12 protein-coding genes are annotated in these 14643 nt (G+C 64.3%); all 12 read left to right on the top strand.

What is annotated here, in order from left to right:
- Nucleotides 1–27 precede the first annotated feature (27 nt).
- The 12 genes from ACZRN6_RS05990 to ACZRN6_RS05935 all read left to right on the top strand — a co-directional run bounded on the left by ACZRN6_RS05990 (nucleotide 28) and on the right by ACZRN6_RS05935 (nucleotide 14367).
- On the top strand, nucleotides 28–1080 hold the full coding sequence (locus ACZRN6_RS05990) for an NADP(H)-dependent aldo-keto reductase (RefSeq protein ID WP_464007449.1): 1053 nt from the start codon (nucleotides 28–30) through the stop codon (nucleotides 1078–1080).
- A gap of 15 nt (nucleotides 1081–1095) precedes the next feature.
- Nucleotides 1096–1959 carry an ABC transporter permease gene (locus tag ACZRN6_RS05985; protein WP_464007448.1) on the top strand — a complete coding sequence of 288 codons (864 nt, stop codon included), beginning with the start codon at nucleotides 1096–1098 and terminating at the stop codon, nucleotides 1957–1959.
- Complete coding sequence (locus tag ACZRN6_RS05980; RefSeq protein WP_464007447.1) at nucleotides 1956–3614, top strand: dipeptide ABC transporter ATP-binding protein; 1659 nt, start codon at nucleotides 1956–1958, stop codon at nucleotides 3612–3614. The genes ACZRN6_RS05985 and ACZRN6_RS05980 overlap by 4 nt, the downstream gene beginning before the upstream one ends.
- 37 nt (nucleotides 3615–3651) lie before the next feature.
- Nucleotides 3652–5052 (top strand): LLM class flavin-dependent oxidoreductase, encoded by a 1401-nt coding sequence (locus ACZRN6_RS05975; RefSeq protein ID WP_464007446.1) that lies wholly within the window; start codon nucleotides 3652–3654, stop codon nucleotides 5050–5052.
- Nucleotides 5049–5600: an N-acetyltransferase family protein gene (locus ACZRN6_RS05970; protein ID WP_464007445.1), complete on the top strand. Its 552-nt coding sequence runs from the start codon at nucleotides 5049–5051 to the stop codon at nucleotides 5598–5600. Before ACZRN6_RS05975 ends, ACZRN6_RS05970 begins: the two co-directional genes overlap by 4 nt.
- Nucleotides 5601–5973: 373 nt before the next feature.
- Nucleotides 5974–7635 carry an ABC transporter substrate-binding protein gene (locus ACZRN6_RS05965; RefSeq protein WP_464007444.1) on the top strand — a complete coding sequence of 554 codons (1662 nt, stop codon included), beginning with the start codon at nucleotides 5974–5976 and terminating at the stop codon, nucleotides 7633–7635.
- Entirely contained in the window at nucleotides 7632–8612 is a 981-nt protein-coding gene (locus tag ACZRN6_RS05960; RefSeq protein WP_464007443.1) for an ABC transporter permease, read from the top strand. The genes ACZRN6_RS05965 and ACZRN6_RS05960 overlap by 4 nt, the downstream gene beginning before the upstream one ends.
- Nucleotides 8609–9472, top strand: a complete 864-nt coding sequence (locus ACZRN6_RS05955; protein ID WP_322144453.1) for an ABC transporter permease — start codon at nucleotides 8609–8611, stop codon at nucleotides 9470–9472. Before ACZRN6_RS05960 ends, ACZRN6_RS05955 begins: the two co-directional genes overlap by 4 nt.
- Entirely contained in the window at nucleotides 9469–11184 is a 1716-nt protein-coding gene (locus tag ACZRN6_RS05950; protein WP_464007442.1) for a dipeptide ABC transporter ATP-binding protein, read from the top strand. Before ACZRN6_RS05955 ends, ACZRN6_RS05950 begins: the two co-directional genes overlap by 4 nt.
- Before the next feature lie 20 nt (nucleotides 11185–11204).
- Nucleotides 11205–12413 carry an acyl-CoA dehydrogenase family protein gene (locus tag ACZRN6_RS05945; protein WP_464007441.1) on the top strand — a complete coding sequence of 403 codons (1209 nt, stop codon included), beginning with the start codon at nucleotides 11205–11207 and terminating at the stop codon, nucleotides 12411–12413.
- The gene (locus tag ACZRN6_RS05940) at nucleotides 12410–13858 is read left to right on the top strand and encodes an MFS transporter (RefSeq protein WP_464007440.1); all 1449 of its coding nucleotides are present in this window, start codon (nucleotides 12410–12412) and stop codon (nucleotides 13856–13858) included. Before ACZRN6_RS05945 ends, ACZRN6_RS05940 begins: the two co-directional genes overlap by 4 nt.
- Nucleotides 13855–14367, top strand: coding sequence for an N-acetyltransferase family protein (locus tag ACZRN6_RS05935; protein WP_464007439.1), 513 nt, complete (start codon nucleotides 13855–13857; stop codon nucleotides 14365–14367). The genes ACZRN6_RS05940 and ACZRN6_RS05935 overlap by 4 nt, the downstream gene beginning before the upstream one ends.
- The last annotated feature ends 276 nt before the right edge of the window (nucleotides 14368–14643 follow it).

Below are 14643 nucleotides of genomic sequence, written 5' to 3'. Positions count from 1 at the left end.
CAACCCTTGAACACAAAAGGATTACCCATGCGTTACCGCCAACTGGGCAGCAGCGACATTCAGGTCAGCGTGCTGGGCCTGGGCACCATGACCTGGGGCCACCAGAACACTGAACACGACGCCCATCAGCAGATTGACCTGGCGCTGGCTGAGGGCATCAATTTTATCGACACCGCCGAGATGTACCCCACACCAACCAAGGCTGAAACTTGGCGCACCACCGAGCGCTATATCGGCAGTTGGCTGGCGGCCAGTGGTCGACGTGACGAGGTGATCCTGGCGAGCAAAATCGCCGGCCCGGCACGAGACCCCAACAGCCAGCAGCACATCCGCGATGGCCTCAGCCACCACGACCGGCGCAACATTGTCGAGGCGCTGGACGGCAGCCTCAAACGCCTGAACACCGACTACCTGGACCTCTACCAACTGCACTGGCCCGACCGCACCACCAACATCTTCGGCCAGCGCGAATACCCGTATCAGGCCGACACCCAGAGCGTCGCCATCGAGGAAACCCTGGCGGTGCTTGCCGATCAGGTCAAGGCCGGCAAGGTACGGCACATCGGGGTTTCCAACGAAACCCCGTGGGGCGTGGCGCAATTTCTCAAGCAAAGCGAGCGCCTCGGTCTGCCGCGAATTGCCAGCGTACAAAACCCCTACAGCTTGCTTAATCGCCTGTACGAGGGCGGCCTCTCGGAGTTCACCCATCGCGAAGGCGTCGGCCTGCTGGCGTACTCGCCGCTGGCCTTCGGCGCGCTCACCGGCAAGTACCTGGGCGGTGCACGCCCCGAGGGTTCGCGGCTGTCGGCGGTGTACCGCACCTTCAATCGCTATGACAGCGCTTCGGCCCAGGACGCCATCAGCAGCTACGTGGACATTGCCCGGCAGCATGGCTGGACCCCGGCCCAGCTGGCGCTGGCGTTCATCATCGACAAACCCTTCGTCACCAGCGCGCTCACCGGGCAAACCAGCCTGGCGCAATTGCGCGACAACCTCGGCGCGTTGGACCTGACCTTGAGCGACGAGATCAAGGCGCAGGTGCAGGCCATCCACCAGCGCATTCCCAACCCCGCGCCCTAGAACGAGGAGCCTGGCATGACGCAAACCATTCAAACGTTGAGCGCCCATCGTGCGCCGGGTCTTGCCGGGCTGACCCAGCTGCGGCCGGGCCTGTTGCTCGCCGGGGTGTTTGTTGCGCTGCTGCTGTTGGCCGCTATTGTTCCGCAATGGCTGGCCCCATATGACCCGCTGGATGCTTCGGCGCGCATGGCCTTTGAGGCACCCAGCAACGTGCATTGGCTGGGCACCGATGAGAATGGGCGGGACGTACTCAGCCGGTTGCTCTATGGCGTGCGCTCGTCGCTGTTTATGGGGCTTGCGGCCACCGCGCTGGGACTGGCCTGGGGCACCTTGCTGGGGTTGATCGCCGGCCTTGGACCGCGCTGGCTGGATGGCGCCTTGATGCGCGGGATCGACGTGCTGCTGTCGTTTCCCGACCTGTTGCTGGCGCTGGTGATCATCACGCTTTTCGGCCAGGGCACGGCCAACCTGATTCTCGCGATAGGCATCGCTGGCGTACCGCGTTATGCGCGACTGGTACGGGCGCAAACGCTGAATGTGCGCAACGCAGGTTACGTCGAGTCCGCCGTTACCCTCGGCCAATCGCACCTGGCAGTGGTGCTGCGGCACATCCTGCCAAATGCATTCAAACCGGTGCTGATCCTCGCCACCATCGGCATCGGCGGTGCGATCACCGCCGGCGCCGCCTTGAGCTTCCTCGGTTTTGGCGCACCGCCACCTGCGCCGGAGTGGGGGGCGATGATGTCCATCGGGCGCAGCTTCCTGGCTAACGCGCCGTGGCTGGTCGCCTGGCCTGCTCTGATCATCACGCTAACCGTTGTTTCCATCAGTGCCATCGGCCGCGAACTGTTGCGCCGCAGCGAAGGAAAGCCCCTATGACGATGAACATCCATACCCTCGGCCCGCTGGTCGACATTCGCGACCTGACGGTACGTTTTGGCCAGGCCGAGCCGGTGTTGCACGGCGTCAGTCTGCAATTGCACCGCGGTGAATGCCTGGCGCTTGTCGGGGAGTCTGGCTCGGGCAAAAGCGTCACCGCCCGCACCCTGGCCGGCCTCACCGGCAAGGACGCCCGTGTCCAGGCCGCCAAGTTGGCGTTCCAGGGTATCGACCTTCGCCAGCTCAATGAGCGGGCCTGGCGGCAACTGCGGGGCGCGAGCATTGGTTTTGTGATGCAGGACGCACTCGGCGCACTGGACCCGCTGCGCCGCGTCGGTGCCGAAATCGAGGAACCGTTGCACCTGCACACCGCATTGGGGCTGGAAGCGCGCCGCCTGCGAGTACTGGAGCTGCTGCGGGATGTGGGCGTGCCGGAGCCGGAGCTGCGTGCCAGCCAATACCCGTGGCAACTCTCCGGTGGTTTGCGCCAGCGTGCGCTGATCGCCTCGGCCATTGCCTGCAATCCACGGCTGATCATTGCCGATGAGCCGACGACTGCACTGGACGCCACGGTGCAGGCCCAAGTCATTGCGCTGCTGGAAAGCCTGCGTGGTGAAGACAATGCACTGCTGATGGTCAGCCATGACCTGTCCGTGGTTTCGCGCCTGGCCGACCGTGTGGCGGTGATGCGCCATGGGGTGATTGTGGAGGAGGGCAGCACCGAACAGGTCTTGCAAGACCCGCGTCATCCATATACCCAACTGCTGCTGCGGGCGGCCAAGGCTGTGCACTTCCAGCCCCCGCGCCGGTTGCTTGCGGTGGTTGAAGCCGAGCCTGAACCACAGGGTGAAGTCCTGCTGGAAGCACGGGAACTGTGCAAGACCTTTGTAGGCCCCGACGGCAAAACCCGCACGGTGCTGAACCAGGTATCGTTGCAACTGCGGCGTGGCGAGACGCTGGGCGTGGTGGGCGAATCGGGTTGCGGCAAGACCACCTTGACCCGCCTGATACTCGGCCTGGAAACCGCCGATGCCGGCGAGGTATGGATCAAGAACCAGCGCTGGTCCGACCTCGGTGCTAAACAAAAACGCGAGGCCCGGCGTGCGGTCCAGGTGGTGTTCCAGGACCCGCTCAACTCCTTCGACCCGCGCTACACCGTGCAGCGTGTGCTGTACGAAGCGCTGGTAGTGGCCGGTGTACCGCGCCATGCCCGGCGCACCCGTGCTCTGGAACTGCTGGAACTGGTACGCCTCGATGCCAGCGCATTATCGCGCCGCCCCATCGAACTCTCCGGCGGCCAGCGCCAGCGCATCGCGATAGCCCGGGCGTTGGCTTGCGAGCCGCAAATCCTTATCTGCGATGAGCCGGTATCGGCGCTGGATGTGTCGGTACAGGCACAGATACTGGAGCTGCTCGATGACCTCAAGCGCCGCCTCGGCCTGGCCTGCCTGTTCATCTCCCATGATCTTGGCGTAATCAACCACGTCAGCGAGCGCGTGCTGGTGATGAAGGCCGGCGAAGTGGTGGAGTCCGGCTCGGTACGCGCGGTGTTCGACCGCCCGGCCCATGCCTATACCCGCGCGCTGATCGACGCGATCCCGACCCTTGAAACCGACTACACGCCAATCCCGTTCTACCTGAACGTCGCGATCTGACGTGTTGGAAAAAGTACCTACGAAAGGAGTGCTCCTGGTGCCCAAGCAACTGCACGTGAATTTGTTTGAGATGAACTGCGTCAGCCACATCGTCCATGGTTTATGGGTACACCCGGACAACAACCGGCACCGCTTCAACGACCTGGACTACTGGACCGAGCTTGCGCAATTGCTGGAATACGGCACCTTCGACGGGGTGTTCCTGGCCGACGTGATCGGCACCTACGACCGTTTTCGCGACGGCCCCGAAACCTCGCTGCGTGAAGGCATGCAGATCCCCAGCAACGACCCGCTGCTGGTGATTCCGGCGATGGCCGGGGTAACCAGGAATCTTGGTTTTGGTGCGACCTTTTCCACCACCTACGAGCCGCCTTTCGCCTTTGCGCGGCGCATGAGTACCCTCGATCACCTGACCAAGGGCCGGGTGGGCTGGAACATCGTCACCTCGTACCTGCCGAATGCCGCGCGCAACTTTGGGCACGACACTGAGGTGGTTCACGATCACCGCTACGAGATCGCCGACGAATATCTCGACGTGCTGTACAAGCTCTGGGAGGGCTCGTGGGACGACGACGCGGTGATCGTCGACCGCGAGCGGCGGATCTACACCGACCCGGATAAGGTGCGCTACATCAACCATGTCGGTGAGCACTTCAAGGTTGCCGGGCCGCACTTGTGCCAGCCCTCGCGGCAGCGTACGCCGGTGCTGTTCCAGGCCACGGGTTCACCGGCGGGTATCGAGTTTGCCGGGCGGCACGCTGAGGTGGTGTTTACGGGCGGCAACGATGCGCCGGCGGTGCGGGCGAATATCCAGGCGATGCGGCAGAAGGCGGTTGAGCATGATCGCGATCCGGCGGGTTTGAAGTTTATCGTGATGGCTGGGGTGATCGTTGGGCGTACCGATGAGGAGGTCAGTGCCAAGCTTGATAGCTACCGCAAGCTGGTGAGTGTCGAGGCGTCGCTGGCGCATGGGCAGTCGGCGATCGACTTGACGGCGTATCCGCGCGATACCTTGATCAGTGATCTGGTCAGCCGTCAGGTCAAGGGGTGGGAGAGTTTGAGTCGGTACAAGCTGGACTCCACGGTGGGCGCGGTATTGGCGCAACTGGGCGGTTTTAATCGAGAGTGGTTTTTTGTGGCGGGTACGCCGACGGTGGTGGCGGACGCCATTGAGAAGTGGCTGGATGAGGATGGGATCGACGGGATCAATTTGCGGCAGTACCTGTCGTTTGAAACGGCGCGGGATTTCATTGAGTTGGTGGTGCCGGAGTTGCGTCGTCGTGGGCGGTTTCGTGAGCGGTATAACGAAGGCGAGACGTTGCGGGAGCGGTTGTTCGGGGCTGGGCAGGCGCGGTTGCCGCATGATCATTTTGGCGCGCGTTATCGGGATCCGGCGGCGTTGCTTCAGCCGGCGTTGCCGTTGCGGTTTTCGTCGTGAGTGGAGGGCTGCAGGAACCCCTGCATTTCAGACCGGCGCGGGTAGAAGACGCGCCGCAGTTGGCGCTCATTCATTTGCAGACGTGGCAGGCGGCCTATCGGGAGATTCTGTCCGAGCGTTTTCTTGCTGACCTGAACAACGGCGTGTCCCAGCGCACGGTCTTTCTGGCCCAGGCCATAGCCGACGGCACATTGTCGGTGTGGGTGGTGGAGCTGGAGGGGGAGTTGGTGGCGTGGGCGTCCTTTGGCAGCAGTCGGGATGTGGATGCGTCGCCGGCCACTGGAGAGTTGCGTGCGCTCAATCTGTTGCCCGGGATTTGGGGGCAGGGGATTGGCACGCAGCTTTGGGGGCGGGTTCGGGAGCAGTTGGTTGAGGCTGGGTATGCCAGTGCGACCGTTTGGGTGGTGCAGGGGAATCGGCGTGCCCTGGGTTTCTACCGGGCGCTTGGGTTTGTGACTGAGCCACATACTGAAAAGACGGTGGTGGAACATGATGAGCCGTTGCCGTTGGTGCGTTATCGGGTGCCTTTGGTAATTTCTGTGGGGTGAGGGTTGAGTACCCCCGCTGATGGGGCAGCTCTGCTTTTCTGTGCGAGCTGGCTTGCCTGCGATGCAGACACCTCGATTTTTCAGGTACACCGAGGCGATGCCATCGCAGCGATGCGACGGCCCGACACGCCAGCTCCCACATTTGACCGTGCCCGCTCTGGCTCTGGCTTTTGATTTTGCCTTTGCTTCACACCGCTCAAGCCGGCCCGCCAAAAATCCCCCCCAAGGCCTGGCTGTTGGCTGACCAACACTTCCCACACACATTGTCGTTTTCCGCAATCGCCGGAACCCCCAACCCCCCCTGTTTACAGGCCAGAAAACCCGGCATGCCTTGTGCAATGACCCAATCCCCGGACTTCAGGCCTCACTCATCATGCTAGAACCCGCCAATTACCCGCGACGATCCAGCCCGCTGCTCCTTATCGGCACCGCCACACTCTGTGGCCTGCTCCTGGGCTGCGGCCAAAGCGGCTCGACCGTCACCCGCAGTGACCAACCGGTAAAAGGCGGCACGCTGGTCTACGCCACCGACCGCGAACCCACCTGCCTCGACCCCCACGTGGCCGGCGACATGCCCCAGGTGTTCGTCGCCCAGCAGTACCTGGACTCCCTGGTCTCGATGGACGCCGACGGCCGCATCGGCCCCTGGCTCGCCAAGACCTGGGAAGTGTCCCCGGACGGCCTGACCTACACCTTCCACCTGCGCACCGACGTGCACTTCACCGACGGCACCCCGTTCAACGCCGCAGCCGTCAAGGCCAACCTCGACCACATGGCCAACCCCAAGACCCAGTCCAGCACCGCAGGCGGCTACATTCGCCAATACCGCAGCACCGACGTGCTCGACGAATACACCGCCGTGGTCCACCTGGCCACACCTTACGCCGCGTTTCTTGAAGTGCTCGCCCAAGGGTTCCTGGGCATCGAGTCCCCCACGGCGCTACTACGCTCGCGCGACGTAAACTGCGAAAGCCCGGTGGGCAGCGGCCCGTTCAAGGTCGTACGTTGGGACCGCCAGAGCCAGGTCGAACTGGTACGCAATCCAGATTACAACTGGGCACCACCGACCGCCAAACACCAGGGCCCGGCGTGGCTGGACCGGATTGTCTGGAAGTTCATCCAGGAGCCTTCGGTGCGCTTCGCGTCGTTGCAGGCCGGCGAGGTCGATGTGATTGAAGCGTTGCCGCCCGAATCCCACGAGGCCGCCCGGCGTAATCCGGACCTGACCCTGGTGGTCGCCCAACGCCCCGGCAACCCCACCAACGGCACGCTGAACATCACCCGTGCGCCGTTCGATGACCTGCGGGTGCGCGAAGCCTTTGTGCGCAGTGCCGACATCGAGGGCGCGTTGAAGAGTGTGTACTTCAACGAATTCCCGCGCGCCGGCGGCCCGTTGAGCCCGGCCACGCGCTTCTACAGCCCGGAGTTCGAGCATGCCCAGGACTACGAGCCGGCCCGCGCCGCGCAGTTGCTGGATCAAGCCGGCTGGACCCAACGCGACAGCGAGGGCTACCGCACCAAGGACGGCAAGCGCCTGCAAGTCCACGTGGTGATGGGCAACCGCACACCACCCTCGGAATACACCCTGTGGGAGCAGGTACAAGCCACCACCCGGCAGGCCGGCTTCGAGCTGATCGTCGACCAAATGAGTGACGTGCAGGCCACCAAACGCCAGGCTGATTGGGATTACGACATCCGTCTCGGCTACTGGAACACCAACACCGCCGACGTGCTGCGGATCATCTTCGGCAGTGAGTTCATTCGCCCGGCAGGCGTGGGGGGTTACCACCAGAACACCGCAGGCTTCAGTGACCCGGCCTTCGACTCGCTGATCCAGCAGGCCCTCACCACCCAGGACAGCGAGCAGCGCCGGGCCCTGTATTACCAGGCGCAGAAGATCGCTTCCAGCCAGTACCTGCAACTGACCACCTACCCGCAAAGCACGCGGCTGGGTATCTACAAGACCACCCAGGGCGTGCGGCTGGAGCCGTCGCTGGCGGTGACCTGTCTCTATGACGCATGGGTGAACAAATGAGCAGCACATCACTTGCCAACCCCCGGCGCGAGCGCCTGGCCCGGCTCGGCAAACGGGCGCTGTGGCGCCTTGCCGGCGGCGTGCTGGTGCTCTGGGCGGTGGCCACGCTGACCTTCTTTGCCTTGCGCCTGATGCCCGGCGATCCGGTGCAGGCGATCCTTGGCGGCCCAAGCGGCAACCCCACCCCCGAGACCATCGCCGAAGCCACCCGCGAGTACGGCCTGGACAAGCCATTGGCGGTGCAATACGCGTTGTACCTTGGGCGCCTGGTGCAGGGTGACCTGGGGGTTTCCTATTCCCAGCATCTGCCGGTGACTCGAGTGCTTGCCGAGCAATCCTGGCCGACCCTGGAGCTGACCCTGGCCTCTCTAGCACTGGCCTGGATTCTGGTGCTGGCGCTGACAGTGCTGACGGCCGGGCGCCGCCGCTGGGTGGCCAGCCTGGCCTCGCTGGCCGAAACCCTGGCTGCCGCATTGCCGCATTTCTGGCTGGGGATCCTGCTGCTGGCGGTGTTTGCGTTCGGCCTGCGGCTGTTCCCGCCGGCGGGCAGCGACGGCTGGCGCACGTTGGTGCTGCCGTCGTTCGCCCTGGCGATTCCGCTGGCCGGGTTTATCGCCCAGATCACCCGCGAATCCCTCGATCTGACCCTCGACGAACCCTTCATCCTGACCGCCCGAACCCGTGGCCTGAGTGATTTCAACGTGCGCTTCAAACATGCGTTGCGCCACGCCGTACTGCCGGGCATTTCGCTGTCGGGCTGGGCCATCGGCGCGCTGATCAGCGGCGCGGTGGTGATCGAAGTGATTTTTTCCCGCAAGGGCCTCGGCCGCCAGTTGTACCAGGCGGTGCAGGCACAGGACCTGCCGCTGACCATCGGCATCAGCCTGGTGGTTGCCGCCGGCTACGTGCTCGCCAACATAGTGGTCGACCTGCTGTACCTGTGGGTCGACCCTCGCCAACAGGAGCTTCCAGCATGAGCGGCTTGACCCTGGAAACTCCGCTGCCCGCGCTGCGGATTCAGCGCACCCCCCGCACGCTGCGGCCTGGCCCGCTGTTGGCGATTACCTTTCTGCTGCTGGTGATTGTCGCGGCGCTGGTGCCGCAGCTGTTCGCCTACAGCGACCCGCTGGCCATCGTGCCTCGCGATGCGTTTCATTCGCCCAGTTGGGCCCACTGGTTCGGCACCGATCAGTCGGGGCGAGATATCTTTTCACGGGTGATCTACGGCACCCGTCAGTCGCTGTTTATCGGCCTGGCAGCCACCGCGATTGCCATGAGTATCGCCATCGTGCTCGGCCTGTTGGGCGGGCTTGGCGGCACGCGGCTGGACCGGGGCGTGGGCTGGCTGCTGGAAGTGCTGTTTGCGTTCCCGAGCCTGATCCTGGCACTGCTGTTCGTGGCGATCTTCGGCAGCGGCATCGGCCCGCTGATTGTCGCCACCGGGCTTGGCAGTGCACCCGGTTACGCGCGCATGGTCCGAGGCCAGGTGCTGGCGGTGCGCAACGCGGGCTACATCGAGGCGGCCCGCGCCCTTGGGCATCCGCCGTCGCGCATCATCCTGCGCCAATTGCTGCCGAACGCCATGCGCCCCTTGATCGTGACACTGACCATGGGCGTGGGCCAGGCGATTGTCTGGGCTTCGGCCTTGAGTTTTCTCGGCCTTGGCGCCCGCCCGCCCGCGCCGGAGTGGGGGACCATGTTGTCCATGGGCCGCGACTTTATCGCCAACGCCTGGTGGCTCACATTCTTCCCGGGCCTGTTCATCGTACTCACCACCCTGTCGACCACGGTCACGGGCCGTTACCTGCAACAACGCCTGGAGGGCCGTCTTTCATGAGCGACCAGAAACGCTTGATCGTCGAAGGGCTGTCCATCGAGTTTGCCGGGCAGTCGGTGGTGCGCAATTTGTCGTTTACCCTGGAACCGGGCAAGACCCTGGCGCTGGTGGGCGAGTCCGGCTCCGGTAAAAGCGTCACCGCCCGCAGCCTGATTGGTCTCGCCGGCGCGGGCGCCAAGGTCACGGCGCGCACCTTGAGCTATGCCGGTGTGGATCTGCTCAGGCTGTCCGAGCGCGGTTGGCGCCGTTTGCGTGGCAACGGCATTGGCTTCGTCTTGCAGGACGCATTGGTGTCACTCGACCCGTTGCGGCCAGTGGGCAAGGAAATTCTTGAGGTGCTTGAGACGCATCGCTGGGGCGACCGTCGCAGCCGTGGCCAACGCGTGATCGAACTGCTGGACCTGGTGGGCGTACCCGAACCCCACCTGCGAGCGCGCCAGCGTCCCGATCAACTCTCTGGCGGCCTGCGCCAGCGCGCGCTGATTGCCAGTGCACTGGCATTGAACCCGGGCCTGGTGATTGCCGATGAACCCACCACCGCGCTGGATGCCACGGTGCAGGCGCAGATCCTGCACGTGTTGCAGCAGATCAAGGCCCGTGGCGATTCGCTGCTGATCATCAGCCATGACCTGGCGGTGGTCGCGCAATTGGCGGATGAGGTGCTGGTGCTGCGCCATGGTGAAGTGGTGGAACAGGGCCCGATGGACCAGGTGCTGCTCAACCCACGCCACGCCTACACACGCTCGCTGCTGGATGCGGTGCCCGCCGAGCATGCCCGTGGCACACGCCTGTCGCCGGAACGCAGCACCACTGCTGCGCAACCTCGGCCGGGCCCGGATTCGCCGGTGTTGCTGCGGGCATCGGGCCTGGGCAAACGTTATATCGGGCCCGATCAACAGTCGCGCCAGGTGGTGGACGACGTCAGCTTCGAACTGCGTGCCGGCCGTACCCTGGGCATCGTCGGTGAGTCCGGCTCGGGCAAGACCACCGTGGCGCGCATCGCCCTCGGGCTGCTGCAACCGGATGCCGGCGAGGTGCGTTTTCTCAACCAGCCATGGGCGGCGGCCGGGCCTGGGCGGGTGGAGGAGAAGACTCGACGTTTGCACCGCCGCGACATCAGCGTGATCTACCAGGACCCGCTGAGTTCGTTCGACCCGCGCTGGACCGTCGGGCAGATCCTCAGTGATGCGCTGGACGTTGCCGGGATCGCCGCCGAGCAACAGCCACAACGGGTGACGCAGTTACTCGACCAGGTACGCCTGGCGCCGCAGGTGGCCGAGCGCCGGCCGCTGCAACTGTCGGGCGGGCAACGCCAGCGTGTGGCGATTGCCCGGGCGATTGCCAGTAATCCCAAAGTGATTATCTGTGACGAGCCGGTGTCGGCGCTGGACGTGTCGGTGCAGGCCCAGGTCCTGGATCTGCTGGCCGACCTGCAAGCCTCGCTGGGGCTGGCGTACCTGTTTATCTCCCACGACCTGGGGGTTATCCGTCACGTCAGCGACGAGGTACTGGTGATGCGCCACGGCCAGGTGGTGGAAAGCGCCAGCGTTGAAACGTTGTTCGAATCGCCCCAACACGAATACACCCGGCGCCTGCTGGGCGCAGTGCCGCGCCTGCCTGGCAGCGGTACGCAACTGGTGGTGCCGGCCCTGGAGCCGGAAAACCCCGGCTGGCTGTTTGATGAATCGCGCCTGTGGAAAATCGCCATCTAGACCTGAATCAAGGAAGTGCCATGAGCAAGTTGTCTGCTGTACCCACACCGTCGATTGTGACGGTGGCTGAATTGAATGCCCGCGCCGACCGCATCCTGCCGCAGATTGCCGCCGGCGCTGCGCAACGCGAGCGCGACCGGCAACTGCCGTACGAGGCCGTGGCGCAGGTGGCCCAGGCCGGGCTGTTTACCGTGCGGATTCCCAAGCGTTTTGGCGGCGCCGGTGGTTCGGTCAAGGACGCGATAGCCTTGCTGATTCGCATCGCCTCAGCCGACTCCAACGTGGCCCAGGCCCTGCGCCCCGGTTTCGGGTTTGTCGAAGGCCTGTTGGCCTCCCGTGCAGAGGGCGCGCAGGAGGAGCGTGAGCGTTGGTTCGAGCGTTATCTGCAAGGCGCCGTGATTGGCAATGCCGGCTGGGAAGTCGGCGGCGCCAACGGTTCGATCAGCGCGCGCATCGTGGCCGACGGTGAACACTTTCGTGCCTCGGGCAGCAAGTACTACAGCACCGGTTCGTTGTATGCCGATTGGGTCAGCGCCGTGGCCCTGGACGAGAATGACCAACCGGTGTCGTTTATCCTGCCCCGCGACCGCCAGGGCCTGGAGCTGCTGGATGATTTCGACGCCATGGGCCAGCGCCTGACCGCCAGCGGCACCACCCATTTGCATGATGTGCAGGTGTTGGCCAGCGAGATCCGCACGCGCACCGTCGAGGAAGGCAAGCGCACGATTGTCACGCCGTTCCTGCAAGTGTTCCTCGCGGCGGTGCAGGCCGGTATTGCGCGTAATGCGCTGAATGATGCGGTGATTTTTGCGAAGGAACATGCGCGGCCGATCAAGCACAGCAGCGCCACGCGCTCGGTGGATGACCCGTATGTGGAACTGAGTGTGGGCGACGTTTCGGCCCGGGCCTTTACCGCCGAAGCGGTGGTGCTGCACGCGGCCGACTCCATCGACCGCGCCTGGGCTGCGGATCTTGATTCGGTGGCCGTGGACCAGGCGGCAGTGGATGTGGCCCAAGCGCAATACATCGCGGCGGAATCGGCACTCAAGGCCGCCGAGTTGGTGTTCGACGTGGGTGGCGCTTCCACCACTGGCCGTGCCCACAACCTGGACCGGCACTGGCGCAACGCGCGCACCGTGGCCAACCACAACCCCCGGCACTGGAAAGCCGCGGCCGTGGGCGCCTGGCAACTCAAGGGCACGCCGCCACCGACATCGGGGCTGTTTTGAACACAGCCCTCGACCGTAATGTTTCACAGGCTCTGGGCGAGGTGGCCGGCGGTCATTCTCGCCGGGTGCCGATGATCATCGGCTGTGCGCTGTTCATGGAGCTGATCGACGCCACTGCGGTGCTGACGGCGCTGCCGCAGATGGCGCGGGACTTTGGCGAACCCAGTGTACGCATGAACCTGGTGGTGTCGCTGTACCTGCTGGCGGTGGCGCTGTTCGTGCCGGTCAGCGGCTGGGCGGCCGACCGTTTTGGGCCGCGTCGGGTATTTATCAGCGCGATCGTGCTGTTCACCCTGGCGTCGGTGGCGTGTGCCTGTTCGGGTTCGCTGCTGCAATTGTCCCTGGCGCGGTTGGCCCAGGGTGCATCGGGGGCAATGATGGTGCCGGTGGGGCAGGTGATTTTGCTGCGCTGGTCGGCGCGGGAAAACCTGCTGCGCGCCATGTCCTACCTGACGGTGGCGGCGCTGGTGGGGCCATTGCTGGGGCCGCCGTTGGGCGGGCTGCTGGTGACGGTGTTGTCATGGCACTGGATCTTCCTGATCAACCTGCCGATCGGCGTGCTCGGGGTGATCCTGGTGTTGCGCTACATCCCGGATTACTCCGGGGTGCCCGGCCAGCCATTGGATATTCCCGGTCTGTTGCTCAGTGGTGTGGCGCTGGGCGGGCTGGTGTTCGGTTTCGAGGTGCTGGGCCACGGCCTGTTGCCGCGCCAATGGGCGTTGCTGCTGATTGGCGGTGGGCTGTCGAGTGCCTGGCTGTATGTTCTGCATGCCCGGCGCACGGCGCACCCGTTGATCGATTTTTCACTGCTGAAAATCCCGACGTTTGCGGTGAGTTTCTGGGGCGGCAACCTGATGCGCATCGGCAGTGCGTCACAGCCGTTTTTGCTGGTGCTGCTATTTCAGCTGTGCTTCGGGCTTAACCCGCTGCAGGCCGGGCTGCTGAGCGTGGCCGGTGGTGTGGGCGCGTTCCTGATGAAGATGCTGGCGGTACGGATCGTCAGCCGCTTCGGCTTTCGGCGTACCTTGATCAGCAATGCCGTACTCACCGGCCTGACCATCCTGGCGTGCAGCCTGTTCGAGGTGTCCACGCCGTACTGGATCGTGGTGCTGGTGCTGTTTGGCAGCGGGATCATTCGCTCGCTGCAATTCAGCACGCTGGGGGCGTTGACCTACGCCGACGTGCCGCCGGAGCAATCCAGCCGTGCCAGTAGCCTGTCAGCCATGACCATTCAACTGACCTTGAGTTTGTCGGTGGGCGTCGCGGCGGCGTTGCTCGGCTTGATCATGGCCGTGCGTGGGCATGCCACGGTCGAGCAGAGCGATATCGCCTGGATCATGGCGAGTGCCGGGTTGTTGTGTGCGTTGTCGGGGTTGGTCTACCGTAGGTTGTCGCCGCAGGCAGGCTCGGCGATCTATGCAAGACGCGCAGAGGATGTCGGATGATTCGTACGGCACGTATCGAGGACGCGGGTGACATCGCCTGGGTGCATATCCGCAGTTGGCAACAGGCTTACCATGAGCTGATGCCGGCGGGCTACCTGGCTTCGCTGGAGGCGACACAGCCCAGGCGCGAAGCCTTTTGGCGGCAGTCGCTTGAACAGGGAAGCGAAGCGGTGTTTGTCGCGCTGGTGGAGGAGCGTGTGGTGGGCTGGATTGTCGTGAGCCCGAGCCGTGACGAGGATGCTGATCCCGACGACACTGGCGAAGTGCAAGCGTTGTATGTGCTTGCCGAGCATTGGGGAACCGGAGTGGGCAGGGCGCTGTGGCTCAAAGGCCTGGAACATCTCGCCAGCCAGGGCCTGGAGACGGCGACGTTGTGGGTGCTTGCCGGAAACCGGCGGGCCATACGTTTTTACCAAAACGCCGGATGGGTAGCACAGGCCGAATCAAGCCGCACCCTCACGCGTGGCGGTCGTGAGCTGGAAGAAGTTCGCTACCAATCCCGAACGTAACACTGAACCTGTGGCGAGGGAGCTTGCTGTGGAGAGGGAGCTGCTGTGGCGATGGAGCTTGCTGTGGCGAGGGAGCTTGCTGTGGAGAGGGAGCTTGCTGTGGCGAGGGAGCTTGCTCCCGCTGGAGTGCGAAGCGCTCCCAGGATTTTGGGGCCGCTGCGCAGCCCAGCGGGAGCAAGCTCCCTCGCCACAGCAAGCTCCCTGCCACAGCAGCGTCCTGCCACAAGTGATCGGTTGTCTGTTCCATTTGCTGACCATCAGGCACCAACGGTGCCA

Source organism: Pseudomonas sp. A125 (assembly GCF_055409485.1).
This window is presented reverse-complemented; position numbering and strand designations above follow the sequence as displayed.

Coding starts and splice junctions, on each gene's coding strand:
- ACZRN6_RS05990 (WP_464007449.1), top strand. CDS start 28: ATGCGTTACCGCCAACTGGGCAGCAGCGACATTCAGGTCAGCGTGCTG.
- ACZRN6_RS05985 (WP_464007448.1), top strand. CDS start 1,096: ATGACGCAAACCATTCAAACGTTGAGCGCCCATCGTGCGCCGGGTCTT.
- ACZRN6_RS05980 (WP_464007447.1), top strand. CDS start 1,956: ATGACGATGAACATCCATACCCTCGGCCCGCTGGTCGACATTCGCGAC.
- ACZRN6_RS05965 (WP_464007444.1), top strand. CDS start 5,974: ATGCTAGAACCCGCCAATTACCCGCGACGATCCAGCCCGCTGCTCCTT.
- ACZRN6_RS05960 (WP_464007443.1), top strand. CDS start 7,632: ATGAGCAGCACATCACTTGCCAACCCCCGGCGCGAGCGCCTGGCCCGG.
- ACZRN6_RS05955 (WP_322144453.1), top strand. CDS start 8,609: ATGAGCGGCTTGACCCTGGAAACTCCGCTGCCCGCGCTGCGGATTCAG.
- ACZRN6_RS05950 (WP_464007442.1), top strand. CDS start 9,469: ATGAGCGACCAGAAACGCTTGATCGTCGAAGGGCTGTCCATCGAGTTT.
- ACZRN6_RS05945 (WP_464007441.1), top strand. CDS start 11,205: ATGAGCAAGTTGTCTGCTGTACCCACACCGTCGATTGTGACGGTGGCT.
- ACZRN6_RS05935 (WP_464007439.1), top strand. CDS start 13,855: ATGATTCGTACGGCACGTATCGAGGACGCGGGTGACATCGCCTGGGTG.